The 14962-nt window shown below is 62.7% G+C and carries 16 protein-coding genes and 1 riboswitch; of the genes, 12 read left to right on the top strand and 4 right to left on the bottom strand.

Annotated elements, in window-relative coordinates; translation table 11 throughout:
• Positions 1-104: 104 nt before the first annotated feature.
• Both ygfZ and AC1M7R_RS18210 read left to right on the top strand, forming a co-directional pair.
• Complete coding sequence (ygfZ, locus tag AC1M7R_RS18215) at positions 105-1046, top strand: CAF17-like 4Fe-4S cluster assembly/insertion protein YgfZ (protein ID WP_072398686.1); 942 nt, start codon at positions 105-107, stop codon at positions 1044-1046.
• 35 nt (positions 1047-1081) lie between these two features.
• Positions 1082-1903, top strand: a complete 822-nt coding sequence (locus AC1M7R_RS18210; RefSeq protein WP_072398685.1) for an HDOD domain-containing protein — start codon at positions 1082-1084, stop codon at positions 1901-1903.
• Positions 1904-1989: 86 nt separating this feature from the next.
• Here the strand turns inward: AC1M7R_RS18210 and AC1M7R_RS18205 are convergent, their stop codons facing one another.
• On the bottom strand, positions 1990-3381 hold the full coding sequence (locus tag AC1M7R_RS18205) for a sensor histidine kinase (RefSeq protein ID WP_072398684.1): 1392 nt from the start codon (positions 3379-3381) through the stop codon (positions 1990-1992).
• Positions 3374-4045, bottom strand: a complete 672-nt coding sequence (locus AC1M7R_RS18200; RefSeq protein ID WP_072398683.1) for a response regulator — start codon at positions 4043-4045, stop codon at positions 3374-3376. The genes AC1M7R_RS18205 and AC1M7R_RS18200 overlap by 8 nt, the downstream gene beginning before the upstream one ends.
• Positions 4046-4277: 232 nt before the next feature.
• On the opposite strand from AC1M7R_RS18200, the gene AC1M7R_RS18195 reads away from it, so the two are divergent.
• The 5 genes from AC1M7R_RS18195 to AC1M7R_RS18175 all read left to right on the top strand — a co-directional run bounded on the left by AC1M7R_RS18195 (position 4278) and on the right by AC1M7R_RS18175 (position 8583).
• The gene (locus AC1M7R_RS18195) at positions 4278-4463 is read left to right on the top strand and encodes a hypothetical protein (RefSeq protein WP_072398682.1); all 186 of its coding nucleotides are present in this window, start codon (positions 4278-4280) and stop codon (positions 4461-4463) included.
• 79 nt (positions 4464-4542) lie between these two features.
• The gene (locus AC1M7R_RS18190; RefSeq protein WP_072398681.1) at positions 4543-5520 is read left to right on the top strand and encodes a Bug family tripartite tricarboxylate transporter substrate binding protein; all 978 of its coding nucleotides are present in this window, start codon (positions 4543-4545) and stop codon (positions 5518-5520) included.
• 55 nt (positions 5521-5575) lie between these two features.
• Complete coding sequence (locus tag AC1M7R_RS18185; RefSeq protein ID WP_072398680.1) at positions 5576-6037, top strand: tripartite tricarboxylate transporter TctB family protein; 462 nt, start codon at positions 5576-5578, stop codon at positions 6035-6037.
• Position 6038: 1 nt separating this feature from the next.
• Entirely contained in the window at positions 6039-7553 is a 1515-nt protein-coding gene (locus tag AC1M7R_RS18180; RefSeq protein WP_072398679.1) for a tripartite tricarboxylate transporter permease, read from the top strand.
• Positions 7546-8583: an AbrB family transcriptional regulator gene (locus AC1M7R_RS18175; RefSeq protein ID WP_072431918.1), complete on the top strand. Its 1038-nt coding sequence runs from the start codon at positions 7546-7548 to the stop codon at positions 8581-8583. Before AC1M7R_RS18180 ends, AC1M7R_RS18175 begins: the two co-directional genes overlap by 8 nt.
• An 83-nt stretch (positions 8584-8666) precedes the next feature.
• On the opposite strand, the gene ung is transcribed toward AC1M7R_RS18175, so the two are convergent.
• Positions 8667-9362, bottom strand: coding sequence for a uracil-DNA glycosylase (gene ung / locus AC1M7R_RS18170; protein ID WP_165887909.1), 696 nt, complete (start codon positions 9360-9362; stop codon positions 8667-8669).
• A gap of 140 nt (positions 9363-9502) precedes the next feature.
• Between ung and dspII the strand changes: the two genes are divergently transcribed.
• The gene (gene dspII / locus AC1M7R_RS18165) at positions 9503-10615 is read left to right on the top strand and encodes an enoyl-CoA hydratase/isomerase DspII (protein WP_076407304.1); all 1113 of its coding nucleotides are present in this window, start codon (positions 9503-9505) and stop codon (positions 10613-10615) included.
• A gap of 62 nt (positions 10616-10677) precedes the next feature.
• Here dspII and AC1M7R_RS18160 read toward each other — a convergent pair whose 3' ends face one another.
• The gene (locus AC1M7R_RS18160) at positions 10678-11070 is read right to left on the bottom strand and encodes a hypothetical protein (protein ID WP_072398675.1); all 393 of its coding nucleotides are present in this window, start codon (positions 11068-11070) and stop codon (positions 10678-10680) included.
• 305 nt (positions 11071-11375) lie between these two features.
• Positions 11376-11477: riboswitch (guanidine-I (ykkC/yxkD leader) on the top strand.
• 60 nt (positions 11478-11537) lie between these two features.
• Between AC1M7R_RS18160 and AC1M7R_RS18155 the strand changes: the two genes are divergently transcribed.
• From AC1M7R_RS18155 to AC1M7R_RS18140, 4 genes are read left to right on the top strand one after another with little or no spacing between them, the layout of a single operon-like run.
• Complete coding sequence (locus AC1M7R_RS18155) at positions 11538-12605, top strand: putative urea ABC transporter substrate-binding protein (protein WP_072431915.1); 1068 nt, start codon at positions 11538-11540, stop codon at positions 12603-12605.
• 14 nt (positions 12606-12619) lie between these two features.
• Entirely contained in the window at positions 12620-13435 is an 816-nt protein-coding gene (locus AC1M7R_RS18150) for an ABC transporter permease (RefSeq protein WP_072398673.1), read from the top strand.
• Positions 13432-14220, top strand: coding sequence for an ABC transporter ATP-binding protein (locus AC1M7R_RS18145; RefSeq protein ID WP_072398672.1), 789 nt, complete (start codon positions 13432-13434; stop codon positions 14218-14220). Before AC1M7R_RS18150 ends, AC1M7R_RS18145 begins: the two co-directional genes overlap by 4 nt.
• Before the next feature lie 14 nt (positions 14221-14234).
• Positions 14235-14960: an urea amidolyase associated protein UAAP1 gene (locus tag AC1M7R_RS18140; protein WP_072398671.1), complete on the top strand. Its 726-nt coding sequence runs from the start codon at positions 14235-14237 to the stop codon at positions 14958-14960.
• Positions 14961-14962: the final 2 nt, after the last annotated feature.

Here is a 14962-nt window from a genome sequence, read left to right as displayed (position 1 = left end):
GGAACAGACAGCTTTGGTCGGGCACGACCGATCCTTTGTGAACTACCCATTTCAAGGGCGCCCCCTTATGATGTCCATCAGACTTTTTTATCCTGCGATGACCCATGGCTGATTCCGCTTTTTTCTGCACCCTGTCCCACGAAGGCGTCCTCGCGGTTCGCGGCGTGGATGCCAGTAAATTCCTGCAGGGCCAATTGACCTGCAACCTCAACTACCTGAGCGACGAGCGGGCCAGCCTCGGCGCCCGCTGCACCCAGAAAGGCCGCATGCAGTCCAGCTTTCGCATCGTGCTCCAGGGCGACGGGGTGCTGATGGCAATGGCCACCGAACTGCTCGAGCCGCAGTTGGCGGACCTGAAGAAATACGCGGTATTTTCCAAGGCCAGGCTCACCGACGAAAGCGCGGCCTGGGTCCGCTTCGGCCTGGAAAATGCCGACACGGCGCTCTCCGGCCTGGGCCTCGAGCTACCGGCTGACGTTGACTGCGTAGCGCGTCATGAATCCCTGATTGCCATCCGCGTCTCCCCCGGCCGCGTCGAACTGTGGGCGCCCGCCGAACAGGCCGACGCGCTCAAGATCCGCCTGCGCGAAGTAGTGGCCGAAGCCGACCTGAACCCGTGGCTGCTGGGCCAGATACGCGCAGGCATCGGCCAGGTCATGCCGGCTACCCGTGAACTGTTCATACCCCAGATGCTCAACCTGCAGGCCATCGGTGGCGTGAGTTTCAAGAAAGGCTGCTACACCGGCCAGGAAATCGTTGCCCGCATGCAGTACCTGGGCAAGCTCAAGCGGCGCCTCTATCGCCTGCAACTGGACGCCAACGAATTGCCGGAACCGGGTACGGCGTTGTTTTCTCCCTCCCATGGCAGTTCCATCGGTGAAGTGGTGATCGCAGCACGCGCCGAGCAAAATATTGAACTGCTGGCGGTGTTGCAGGCCGAAGCAGCAGAAGAGGGCAACGTGCACCTCGGAACGCTGGAAGGCCCGTCGCTGCAGTTGCTGGACCTGCCTTACGAACTGGACCGCGACCGCGAGATCCAGCGCTGATCGCAGCATTTGTCGCAACACCCTAGAGAACCGAAATGAGCGATTTGGCGGATAAGGTCCTGCGGGATTTGGTGGAGGCCATCGATAACGATGACCTGGTTCTGCCGACATTACCGGAAGTGGCCCTGCAGATTCGCCGGGCCGCGGAAGACCCGGAGATCAGCGTCAGCAACCTGAGCAAGGTCATCGGCCGCGATACGGCGCTTTCGGCGCGCCTGATAAAAGTGGTCAACAGCCCGCTGCTGCGCGCCACCCAGGAAGTCACCGACCTGCACACTGCCATCACCCGCCTGGGCGTCAACTACAGCAGCAACCTGGCCATCGGCCTGGTCATGGAGCAGATCTTCCACGCCCGCTCCGAGGTGGTGGAACAGAAGATGCGCGAGGTCTGGCGCAAAAGCCTGGAGATCGCCGGCATCAGCTATGCGCTGTGCCGTGGCTACACGCAACTCAAGCCCGATCAGGCCGCGCTGGGTGGCCTGGTGCACCAGATCGGCGTGCTGCCGATCCTGACCTATGCCGAAGACCATAACGAATTGCTGTCGGACCCCATCAGCCTCAGTCATGTGATCGACACGATCCACCCGGTGCTGGGTGACAAGCTGCTCAGCGTCTGGGAGTTCCCGGAGCGATTGGTGAAGCTGCCAGGCCTGTACCTGGATTTCAGCCGAGAGTCGAAGCAGCTCGATTATGTCGACCTGGTACAGGTCGCGGCGCTGTACTGCTACAAGGACACCGACCATCCCCTCGGCAGGATCGATGTGTTCAGGGTGCCGGCCTTCAAGAAGCTGGGCATCGACCCGGACAACAAGGACCGTTGCGCGGACATCGAAGAAGCGCGATCGATGTTCTACTGATCGAGCCCATGCCCCCCCTCCAACTGACTTCAAGCCGCCTGTGGCGAGGGCATATATTCCTTCGCCGCCACAGTATCTGCCTTTCGTCAATCCGAGCCCGGGATAAAGCTCACCCGCACCTTCAACCCGCCTTCCTGTCCGTCGTGCAGGCTGATCTGGGCCAGGTGGGCACGGCAGATTTCCCCGACGATCGCCAACCCCAGGCCGGAACCGGCGACTTGCTGGTTGCGTCGATAGAAGCGCTCGAAGACACGATCGCGCTCGTGCAGCGGAATACCGGGACCGTCATCCTCGACCTCCAGCACCGCTGGCGCAGTGACCCGCAGGATCACATTGCCGCCCGACGGTGTATGGGCCAGGGCGTTATCCACAAGATTGCTCAACAGCTCGTTCAACAACGTCGGCTCACCCCGCAGCCACACCGGCTCGTCCGCCTCCAGGGCCAAGGCCACGCCACGGGCATGAGCCAACGGCGCCATGGCCATGCCCAGTTCCCGGGCCAACTGACTGAGATCCAACAGCTGCGCGCCACCTTCGGCAATAGCCCGGGCGCCGTTCTCCACGCGGGCCAGGGACAGCAACTGGTTGGCCAGGTGAGTCAGGCGGTCGGTGCCCTGGGCCGCGGTTTCCAGGGTTTCCCTCCAGGTCGCCGGCTCATTGGCGCGCAAGCCCAGCTCAAGCCGTGCCTTGAGCGCAGCCAGGGGCGTTCGCAGCTCATGAGCGGCATCGGCGATGAACTGCGCCTGCCGTTCGAATTGCCCGCGCAGGCGCTCGGTGAAATGGTTCAGAGCCCTCACCAATGGCCATAATTCGTGCTGCACCTCCACCAGGGGCAACGGGCGCAGGTCGTCCGACTGACGCTCCTCCACCGCCGTGCGCAAGCGCTCCAGCGGGCGCAGCGCGGCGCTGACCGCAAACCACACCAGCAACAACGCGCCCACGGCCAGCATGCCCAGGCGCAACAGCGTATCGGCCATCAGGCTGCGAGCCATCCTGACCCGAGCTTCTTCGGTCTCCGCCACGCGGATCTCCGCCATGCCGTTCATGTTCGGCTCACTCACGGCCTTGAGCAGGCTCACCACTCTCACGGTCTGACCCTGGTAGTTGGCGTTGTAAAAGCGTGCCAGGGCCGGGTAATCGTCCGTGCGGGGCGTACCGGGTGGCGGGCCTGGAAGATTTTCGTAGCCGGAAATCAGCTTCTGGTTGATGTCGTTGACCTGATAGTAGATGCGTCCCGCGCTGTCGTAGGCGAAGGTGTCCAGGGCCACATAAGGCACATCGGCGCTTAGACTGCCGTCACGCTGGGACAGGCCGGCAGCGATGGTCCGGGCCGAGGCCAAGAGGGTCCGGTCATAGGCGGTATCCGCCGCTTCGCGGCCGTTCCAGTAGGCGCTCAGGCCGCTGGCCAGCATCAGCACCACCAACAGCAACGCCAGGTTACGCAGTAGCCGCCAGCGCAGGCTGTCAGGCTTATGCATCGCGGGTTTCCAGCAGGTAGCCCAGGCCTCTGAAGGTCACGATTGCCACGGCATGCCCATCGAGCTTCTTGCGCAGGCGATGGATGTAGATTTCGATGGCATCAGGGCTGGCTTCTTCATCCAGGCCGAACACCTGGGCCGCCAGTTGCTCCTTGCTCATCACCCGCCCCGGCCGAGCGATCAAGGCCTCCAGCACCGCTTGCTCGCGGGAGGTGAGGGTCAGCAGTTCCTCGTCGAGGGTGAAGCGGCGGGTATCCAGGTCATAGACCAATGCCCCGCAACGCTGCTGGCGTTCGCCACCCAATACGCTACGGCGCAACAGGGCCTTGACCCGTGCTTCGAGTTCGGTGAGTTCGAACGGCTTGGCCAGGTAATCGTCGGCGCCCAGGTTCAGGCCATGGACCCGGTCCTTCACATCGCTGCGAGCGGTCAGCATCAATACCGGCAGGGTCTTGCCCCTGGCCCGCAGGCGCGCCAGCACTTCAAAGCCGTCCATGCGCGGCAGCCCTACGTCCAGGATGGCCACGGCGTATTCCTCGCTGCTCAACGCCAGGTCGGCGGCTACCCCGTCGTGCAGCACATCCACGGTCAGACCGGTGCTCTTGAGCGCCTGGGCCACGCTTTCGGCGAGCTGCAGATGGTCTTCGACGAGCAGAACACGCATGGGTATTTCCTCGATTCAGGGACAGTCGGCGCCATTCACTGGCGCGGAGTTTACAGCCGCATCCGGTGCTGTGAAGCCAAAAAACATCTTGAAAGCTTTTGAAAGGTTAGCGAAAGGTTGGGCCGATAGAGTCTTGCAAGGATAGTTTCGGCTGTCCGCAGCCAACACGATGAACGAAAAACGCCTCGAAGCGTTTTCGCCCGAATAAGAACAATAAAGCGGAGTATTCACCATGCTCTCCATGCAGCTCCAGGCCCCAGTGCCTGCCCGCCCTTCCCGTTCCAATCCGATTGCCCTGGCCGGCGTCGAGTCCAAGACTCTGCCGAAGCCGGCGTACATCTATGGCCAACTCACCATGTCCCATGACTTCGATGGATCGGGGATGGCAAGGCCGAGCGTCATGAACGACTGCATGTAACGAACCCGCTGACCGGCTCCGCTCCGGATCCGGCAACGCCAGATTTGCACACACAACAACAACTCCTGTGGAGACCGTAATGAGCCCATCACTGCGTAAAATCGCTCTCGCCGCCGGTTGCCTGGTATTCGCCGGGCAACTGCTCGCCGAACCCAAGCGCCCCGAATGCATCGCCCCGGCCTCTCCTGGCGGTGGCTTCGACCTGACCTGCAAGCTGGCGCAGAGTGCGCTGGTCAATGAGAAATTGCTGACCAAGCCGATGCGCGTCACCTACATGCCGGGCGGTGTTGGCGCGGTGGCCTACAACGCAGTAGTCGCCCAGCGCCCCGCCGATGCCGGCACGCTGGTGGCCTGGTCCAGCGGTTCGCTGCTGAACCTGGCCCAGGGCAAATTCGGTCGCTTCGATGAAAGCGCCGTGCGCTGGCTGGCCGCTGTCGGCACCAGCTATGGCGCCATCGCGGTGAAAAGCGATTCGCCCTACAAGACCCTGGACGATCTGGTCCAAGCCCTGAAGAAAGATCCGGGCTCGGTGGTCATCGGTTCCGGCGGCACCGTGGGCAGCCAGGACTGGATGCAGACGGCCCTGATCGCCAAGGCCGCCGGCATCAATCCTCGCGACCTGCGCTACGTGGCACTCGAAGGCGGCGGCGAGATCGCCACGGCCCTGCTGGGCGGACACATCCAGGTCGGCAGTACCGACATTTCCGACTCCATGCCGCACATCCAGAGCGGTGACATGCGTCTGCTGGCGGTGTTCGCCGAGAAGCGCATCGATGAGCCAGAAATGAAGGAAATCCCCACCGCTCGCGAACAGGGCTACGACATCGTCTGGCCAGTGGTTCGCGGCTTCTACCTCGGGCCAAAGGTCAGCGACGAAGACTACGCCTGGTGGAAAGAGGCGTTCGACAAGCTGCTGGCTTCGCAGGAGTTCGCCAAGCTGCGTGACCAGCGCGAGCTGTTCCCGTTTGCCATGACCGGTCCGGAGCTGGACACCTACGTGAAGAAACAAGTGGCTGATTACAAGGTGCTGGCCAAAGAGTTCGGCCTGATCCAGTAACCGTCTCTGTTCACGTGGCGGCGCCGGCATCACCGGCGCCGCCCAGGAGTTAGTCATGCTCACCATCCAACGAATTTTTGCTGCGGTGCTACTGCTGGTCTGCATCGGCCTCGCGCTGATGGCCTGGCCGTATCAGGCAGCGTTTTCCTACGAGCCTGTCGGCCCGCGCGCCTTTCCCCTGCTGATGCTGGGGCTGATGGGCGCGGCATTGCTGTACATGGTGTTCCGTCCGGCCCCCATCGTGCACAGCGATGAAGACCGGCAGCTGGACCGTGAAACCCTGAAGAAGATCGGCATCTGCGTGGCGCTGCTGCTGATATTCGCCGGCACCTTCGAGCCCCTGGGCTTCATCCTCGCCAGTGTCCTGACCGGCGTACCAATGGCCCGCCTGTATGGCGGTCGCTGGATCCCGAGCGTGGTGATCATCAGCCTGATGGCCATTGGTCTTTATCTATTGTTCGACAAGTTGATGGACGTTCCCCTGCCCCTGGGCCTGCTCGACGTCCTGGAGAACTGATATGGATACCCTGAATTATCTTGGCCAGGGTTTCGGCGTTGCCATGACGCCCTATAACCTCGTCACCGCACTGACCGGTACCCTGATCGGCACCGTGGTTGGCCTGTTGCCGGGCCTGGGCCCGATCAATGGCGTGGCGCTGCTGATCCCCATCGCCTTCGCCCTGGGCCTGCCGCCTGAATCGGCACTGATCCTGCTGGCCGCGGTGTACCTGGGTTGCGAATACGGCGGGCGCATCAGCTCGATCCTGCTCAATATTCCCGGTGAAGCGTCCACCGTGATGACTACCCTCGACGGCTATCCGATGGCACGCCAGGGCCTGGCCGGGGTGGCATTGTCCCTGTCGGCATGGAGCTCGTTCATCGGCGCCTTCATCGCCACCTGCGGCATGGTGCTCTTTGCGCCCTTGCTGGCCAAATGGGCGATTGCCTTCGGACCGGCGGAATATTTTGTCCTGATGGTCTTCGCCATTGTCTGCCTCGGAGGCATGGCGGGCGACCGGCCGCTCAAGACGTTCATTGCAGCGTTGATCGGCCTGTTCCTGTCGGCAGTCGGGATCGATGCCAACAGTGGTGTGTACCGTTTCACCGGTGACAACGTTCATCTGGCCGACGGCATTCAGTTCGTCGTACTGGTCCTGGGCCTGTTCTCCATCAGTGAAATCCTGTTGATGCTGGAAAAGACTCATCACGGCCAGGAAGCGGTGAAAGCCACCGGGCGGATGATGTTCAACTTCAAGGAAGCGGCATCGGTCTTCATCGTGAACCTGCGTTGCGGCGTGCTCGGCTTCATCATGGGCGTGCTGCCAGGAGCCGGTGCAACCCTGGCCAGCGCCGTGGCCTACATGACTGAAAAACGCATCGCTGGCGCCAGTGGTACGTTCGGCCAAGGAGACAAGCGCGGTCTCGCCGCCCCGGAAACGGCCATCGGCGGTGCCGCCTGCGGTGCACTGGTGCCGATGCTGACCCTTGGCGTGCCTGGTTCGGGTACCACGGCAGTGATGATCGGCGCGTTGTCGCTGTACAACATCACCCCGGGTCCACTGTTGTTCCAGCAGCAGCCGGACATTGTCTGGGGCCTGATCGCGTCGCTGTTCATCGCCAACATCATGCTGGTGATCCTCAACATCCCGATGATCCGTGTCTTCACCCGCATCCTGGCCGTGCCGAACTGGGCCCTGGTACCGGTGATCGCAATCATCACCGGCATCGGCGTCTACGCGGTGCACGCCACCACGTTCGACCTGTTCCTGATGATTGGCATCGGCATCTTCGGCTACATCCTGCGCAAGCTGGACTTCCCACTGTCGCCAGTGCTGCTGGGCTTCATCCTCGGCGGCCTGATGGAACAGAACCTGCGTCGTGCGTTGTCGATCTCCAACGGCGGGCTGGAAATCCTCTGGTCGAGCCCGATCGCCTTCGGCTGCTGGGTACTGACGGCTATCATGCTGTTCATGCCACTGCTACGGATCTGGCGCCGTCGCGCCGCACAACGTCGCGCCCTGGCCAATGTCTGAAGCGACTTTCAGACAATGGTGGGGAACACCGCTGGTCGGCCTGGCCGGCGGTTACCTGGCCAGCCTGATCGGCTGGCCCCTGCCGTGGATGGTCGGTTCGTTGCTGGCGATCATCCTGGTGCGTTGCCTGACCCCATGGCAATTGGCGGAAATTCCCGGCGGCCGCAAATGCGGCCAATGGGTGGTGGGCATCGGCATCGGCCTGCACTTCACGCCAGTGGTGATGGAACAGGTCCTGAGTCATTTCGGCCTGATTTTTTTCGGCGCGCTGATCACCAGCGTGTCCAGCGTGGTGAGTGTCTGGCTGATGCGCCGCACCGGCGAAGATCGCGCCACCGCCTTTTTTTCCAGCATGCCGGGCGGCTCCGGCGAGATGGTCAACCTCGGCGCGCGCAATGGCGCGGACCTGAGTCGTGTCGCTGCGGGCCAGAGCCTGCGGGTCCTGGTGGTGGTGCTGTGCGTACCGGCCGCGTTCAAGTATTTGCTGGGCCAAGGCGCCCCGGTGCAGCACGCCACCACCGTGGACTGGCTGTGGCTGGCCATCCTGTTCCCCGCCGGCGCCCTGCTCGCCTGGATCTGGGAGCGCCTGCGTCAACCCAACCCATGGTTGTTCGGCCCTCTGCTGGTGAGCGCGGTGGTGAGTGTCGCCTGGGACCTGCACATCAGCCTGCCCCATGGCGGCAGCCAGATCGGCCAATGGCTGATCGGCAGTGGCCTGGGCTGCCACTTCAACCGGCAGTTTTTCCGCCGGGCGCCATCCTTCATGGGGCGCACGCTGGTGGGCACCGTGTTGACGATGCTGATCGCCACCCTGGCGGCCCTGGGCCTGAGCACGTTGACGCATCTGGACCTGCGCTCGCTGACACTGGGCATGATGCCCGGCGGTATCGCGGAGATGAGCCTGACGGCAGAGACCCTGCAGCTGTCGGTGCCGCTGGTGACGGCATTGCAGGTGATGCGTTTGTTGTTCGTGCTGTTCCTGGCGGAACCGTTGTTCAGGTACTGGATGCGCAAGCCGGCCTCAAGTTGATGACCGTTTGCCCCCATCGCGAGCAGGCTCGCTCTCACAAGCCGCACAGGTGAGAGCGGGCCTGCTCGCGATGGGGTTGCGCATCAAAGCGGCGGCAATCGCCAATCGATCGGCGTATCACCATGCTGTTCGAGGAACTTGTTGGCCCGGCTGAAATGCCCGCACCCCAGGAAACCCCGGTAAGCCGACAACGGCGATGGATGGACCGAAGTCAGCACCAGGTGCTTGGTGGCGTCGATCAGCTTCTGCTTGCTCTGCGCATGAGCGCCCCATAGCAGGAAGACCAGGTGCGGCTGATGCTCGCTGACCACCTCGATGACCCGATCGGTAAAATGTTGCCAGCCCTTGCCCGCGTGGGAGTTGGCGTTGGCACGTTCCACGGTCATGGTGGTGTTGAGCAGCAACACCCCCTGATCGGCCCAGCTTTGCAGGTAGCCATGGTTGGGGATATCGATGTTCAGGTCGCGTTTCAATTCCTTGAAGATGTTCACCAGCGATGGCGGCGCCGGCACGCCCGGCTGTACCGAAAAACACAGGCCATGGGCCTGGCCCGGGCCGTGATACGGGTCCTGGCCGAGGATCACCACCTTGACCTTGTCCAGGGGCGTGGAATTGAGGGCATTGAAAATCAGCGAAGCCGGTGGATAGATCTGCTTGCCGGCTGCGTACTCCTGGCGCAGGAATTCGCGCAACTGCGCCATGTAGGGTTGGTCGAACTCGGCACGCAGTGCCTGCTTCCAGCTCGGCTCGAGTTTGATACGGTCGTCGGCAGTCATGATTGCACCCGATAAAAACAATGGGCGCACCCTAGGAAAGCCCACAAGGCTTGTCAATTGATCCGACATGGCTTCGGCGTTTGATCCGGCATTTTCCCACGCAGCAGTCATACTGATCATTCAAATTTCTGATCGAGGTCACGATGAACCTGCACTTCGAAGAGCTCATTGGCATCGACGGCGCCCGTATCGGCATCGCCACCCTGGATGCCGAAAAATCCCTGAACGCCTTGTCCCTGCCCATGATCAACGCCCTGCGTGATCGTCTCGATGCCTGGGCCCGGGAACCGCAAGTGGTTTGTGTATTGCTGCGTGGCAACGGCGCCAAGGCATTCTGTGCCGGCGGTGAAGTACGCAGCCTGGTGGAAGCCTGCCGTGCCCACCCTGGTGAAGTACCGCCATTGGCAGCACAGTTTTTCGCGGCTGAATACCGACTGGACTTCAACCTGCATACCTATCCCAAACCCTTGATCTGCTGGGGCCACGGCTATGTACTCGGTGGCGGGATGGGCCTGCTGCAAGGTGCAAGCACGCGGATCGTCACGCCCAGCAGTCGCCTTGCCATGCCGGAAATCAGCATCGGCCTGTACCCGGACGTCGGCGCCAGTTGGTTCCTGTCTCGCCTGCCGGGCAAGCTTGGCCTGTTCCTCGGCCTGACCGGCGCCCACATGAATGCCAGGGACGCCATCGACCTGGGCCTGGCCGACCGTTTCCTGCTCGACGAACAACAGGACGACCTGATCGAAGGCCTGTTGCAGCTCAACTGGCAGGAACAGACCGACATGCAGCTCAACAGCCTGCTCAAGGCCCTGCAGCAAGAGGCCTTCGATCGACTGCCCGAAGCCCAATGGCTGCCGCGTCGGCAGAAAATCGACGAATGGCTGGATGTCAGCGACGTGCGTTGCGCCTGGAAAGCCTTGAACCTGCTGGTGGAAGACCAGGACCCGTTGATTGCCCGGGCCGCCCGGACCATGACCGAAGGCTCACCCCTGACCGCCTGCCTGGTATGGGAGCAGATCGCCCGGGCCCGGCATCTGTCCCTGGCCGGCGTGTTCCGCATGGAATACACCATGAGCCTCAATTGCTGCCGGCATCCGGAATTCAGCGAGGGCGTGCGCGCGCGGCTGATCGACAAGGACCACAAGCCCCGCTGGCACTGGCCGGACATCAACCACGTACCCGAGGCCGCGGTGGAGGCACATTTCCACAAGGCCTGGGAAGGCCGACACCCGTTGGCGGACTTGCCCAACGAATAGAATGGTTTCTGCCAGGCACAAAAAAAGCGGCGCTCGATGCGCCGCTTTTCATGGTCTGCCGATCAGCGATGGTAGCCTCGTCCATCATGATCGCGCCGTCCTCGATGATCACGTCCGTCTCGGTGACGACGGTTGTCATCCCAACCGCCCCGATCGCGGCCATCCCAGCCGCCCCGATGCGGATAAGGCCGATAGGCCGCCCGCGGTGGCGAATAATAGCGAGGGCCGTGTTGATAGTAGCGCGGTGCCGAATAGTAGCGTGGCGCCGGTTGGTAATACCGCGGGGCGTAGTAGCCACGCGGAGCCGAATAGTAATAGCTTCCGCCGCTGTAATAAGCCGGCGCCGGTGAGGTGTAGACCTCGGAGCGGTAATAGCTGGAGTCTGCGTCGTAGTAAGGCGCACAGGCCGAGAGAGTCAATCCGAGAAACGCAGTGAGCAGCAGTCGTCGATACATGGCGGCCTCCTGGACCGCGAATGGGCCGCATCAGCGACGCTGATGGGCGGCAGTCAACTATTGGGTGACTGACGATAAATCAGACAGTGAAATCGGAATCTGGTGCGACGCCGCAACAACTCGAAACATGTAGCTTTTTGCCTCATTGCGGTGCGCCCCGGCACCACAACCAAGCACTCATCAAGCGCTTCACAGCATCTTTCCAAGTCCGATCTCTCTGGCTCGGGCCTTTTGCCGACTTGGCACGGCTCTCGCTTAAACAATCACCGTGCAGGAGTCATCACAGGTTCGCGGCACCACAATTTGCAATGGCTGACTAGGGTTCCGGCTCGCCTCTGGCGAGTGGCTGGTCCGAGAGTTGGCGACCTCCAGTTGAGGTTACACGGCGGGAAAAAAGCCCGGGAGACAAGCCACCGTTCACGGTGCCGCGTTGCTCCTGTCCGCCCTTGATCAACTGGAGAACCCCCATGTTCAAGCTTCGTCTGTCCTCTCTGCTTCTCGCCGCCTTCGCGGCCCTCGCCAGCCTTTCGTCCACCGCCGCGCAGAAAGACCACTTCAGCGTTTGCTGGACCATCTATGCCGGCTGGATGCCTTGGGAATATGCCGGTAGCCAGGGCATCGTCGACAAATGGGCGAAGAAGTACGGCATCAAGATCGATGTCGTGCAGCTCAACGACTACGTCGAATCCATCAACCAGTACACCGCCGGTCAGTTCGATGGCTGCACCATGACGAACATGGATGCCCTGACCATTCCCGCGGCCGGTGGCGTGGACAGCACCGCCCTGATCGTCAGTGACTTCTCCAACGGCAACGACGGCGTCGTCATCAAGGGCGAAGGCAAGAAAGTGACGGACCTCAAGGGCATGGACGTGAACCTGGTGGAGCTGTCGGTCTCGCACTACCTGTTGGCCCGGGCCCTGGACTCGGTTGGCCTGACCGAAAAAGACCTGAAGGTCGTCAACACCTCCGACGCCGACATCTCCGCCGCGTTCAACACCGAGCAGGTCAAGGCCATCACTACCTGGAACCCGATGCTCTCGGACATCAAGGCCCAGCCTGGGGTGAGCGAAGTGTTCAACTCCAGCCAGATCCCCGGCGAGATCATGGACATGATGGTGGTCAACACCCAGACCCTCCAGGACAACCCGGCCCTGGGCAAGGCATTGACCGGCGCCTGGTTCGAGGTGGTGGCGCTGATGAATGCGAAAAACGCAGCCAGCAAGGCGGCGCTGGAGCACATGGCGAAAGCCTCGGGCACCGACCTGGCGGGTTTCCAGGCGCAGCTGGACACCACCAGGCTGTTCGCCACGCCCCAGGAAGCGCTCGGCTTCGCCACCAGCGGGCAACTGCCCGACACGCAGCGCAAGGTGGCGGACTTCTCGTTCCGCCACGGTCTGCTGGGCGAAGGCGCCAAGAACGCCGACGCGGTCGGCATGGCATTCGCCAACGGCGTGATCCTTGGCGACAAGGCCAACCTCAAGCTGCGCTTCGATCCCACCTACGTACAGCTGGCCGCCGACGCCAAGCTGTAACCGGAGGACCTGGCATGCGCCTGATCAACCGCTACCCGGACCGCCCCAGCCGCTTGTTGCTGGTGATCCTGCCCTTCGCGCTGGTGTTGTTCGCCTATTTCACTGGCTCGGCCGAACGGTTGACGGACAACCCCAACGACAAGCTGCTCCCCAGCGCGACACAGATGAGCGACGCGGTGAAACGCCTGGCTTTCACCGCCGATGCTCGCAGCGGCGATTACCTGCTCTGGCAGGACACCGCGTCGAGCCTGCGCCGGCTGGCCATCGGCCTGGGCATCAGTGCCCTGGCCGGGCTCTGCCTGGGGATCGCCGCCGGCACGCTGCCACTGCTGGGCGCGCCGCTGTCGCCCTTGCTCACCGTGGTCTCGATGGTGCCGCCGTTGGCCATCCTGCCGATCCTGTTCATTGTCTTCGGCCTTGGGGAGTTGTCGAAGGTGATGCTCATTGTCATCGGCGTCACACCATGCCTGGCCCGGGACCTGGAACAGCGCGCCCGGGAAATTCCCCGTGAACTGCTGATCAAGGCCCAGACCCTCGGTGCGTCCACCTGGACCCTGATCCTGCGCGTGGTCCTGCCACAGCTATTGCCGCGGCTGTTGATTTCCCTGCGGCTTATGCTGGGTTCGGCCTGGCTGTTCCTGATCGCCGCCGAAGCCATCGCCTCCACCGATGGCCTGGGCTATCGGATTTTCCTCGTGCGTCGTTACCTGGCAATGGACGTGATCCTGCCATACGTGGTGTGGATCACCCTGCTCGCCTGGCTGATGGACTGGGGTCTCAAGCGCCTGACTCGCCAAGCGTTCCCCTGGTATGAAGGGGCGAAGGCATGAGCTTCATCACGGTGAACAATGTCTGGCAACAGTATGCCGATCAGGTGGTGCTCGAACGCTTGAACCTGAGTGTCGCCGAGGGCGAGTTCTGCACCCTGGTGGGCGCGTCGGGTTGCGGCAAATCGACCTTCCTCAGGTTATTGCTGGGCCAGGAACAGGCCAGTCGCGGACAGATCCTGCTGGATGGCGAGCCCTTGGCGGGCGAGCCGGATGCCAGCCGGGGCGTGGTGTTCCAGCGCTATTCGGTATTCCCGCACCTGACGGCGCTGGACAATGTGGCCCTGGGCCTGGAGCTGCCACGCTCGCCGGTGCTGGGGCGTCTGTTCGGTAGCGCCAAGCGCCAGGCCCGGGAAGAAGCCGCGCGATTGCTGGACAAAGTCGGCCTCGGCCAGGCCCTGGATAAATACCCGGCGCAGCTCTCCGGCGGCATGCAGCAACGGCTGGCGATTGCCCAGGCGTTGATCATGCGACCGCGCGTCCTGCTCCTGGATGAACCCTTCGGCGCCCTCGACCCCGGCATTCGCAAAGACATGCATGCCCTGCTGCTGGCGCTTTGGCGCGAGACCCGCCTGACCGTGTTCATGGTCACCCACGACCTGTCCGAAGGTTTCAGCCTCGGTACGCGCCTGCTGGTATTCGACAAGGTGCGAGTCGACCCCCACGCCCCGGGCGCCTACGGCGCGCGCATCACCTACGACATCCCATTGAACAGCGATCGACGCACCGCCCATGCCGCCGTCGAGGCAGCGTCCGCCGGCCTGGCCGGTGCGTTGCGTATCGCTTGAAAAGGAGCTTTTACATGACCGATTCGATCCAACTGTTTCCACCCTTCGCCGAAGAACTGCTGCCCGGCGGCGGCCATCGCTCGTTCGTGCTCAAGCGTGGCCAGTTGCTGCGCCTGACCGATTTGCGCGGCGGGGCCAACGTGAGCATGACGCTGCTCAATGCCAACGAGAAAACCGAACGCCTGAACCTGCCGGACAGCCTCAAGTGCCAGCACACCGCCAAGCTCACCGCCGGTCATTGCCTGTACTCGGACATGGGTCGGGTGCTGGCGGCGATCACCGCTGACACCTGCGGCTGGAGCGACAGCCTGGGAGGCGTGCTCTGCGCCGAGGAAGTCGCCGAGAAATACGGCCAGGGTCGGTACCAGGAACTGCGCAACGGCTTCTTTCGCAACGGCACCGACAACCTGCTGGTGGAACTGGGCAAATGGGGGCTGGGCCTGTCCGACCTGCTGATGACCCTCAACCTGTTCAGCCGTGTCGATGTCGACGAGGCCGGGCAGTTTCATTTCGTCGAGGGCAACTCCAGGGCTGGCGATTTCATCGAGCTGTACGCCCCGATGGACACCCTGGTGGTGCTGACCGCGTTGCAACACCCGATGGACCCGAATCCGCAATACGCCCCGCAACCGGTCAAGCTCAGCTGGATGAATGCCAATGCCAGCGTCGCCGAGCACTGCCGTCATTCGCGCCCGGAAAACCAGCGCGGCTTCATCAACACCGACCGCCTGTTCGCCTGAGG

The sequence above is a fragment of the Pseudomonas sp. MS01C9 genome (assembly GCF_058202755.1).
This window is presented reverse-complemented; position numbering and strand designations above follow the sequence as displayed.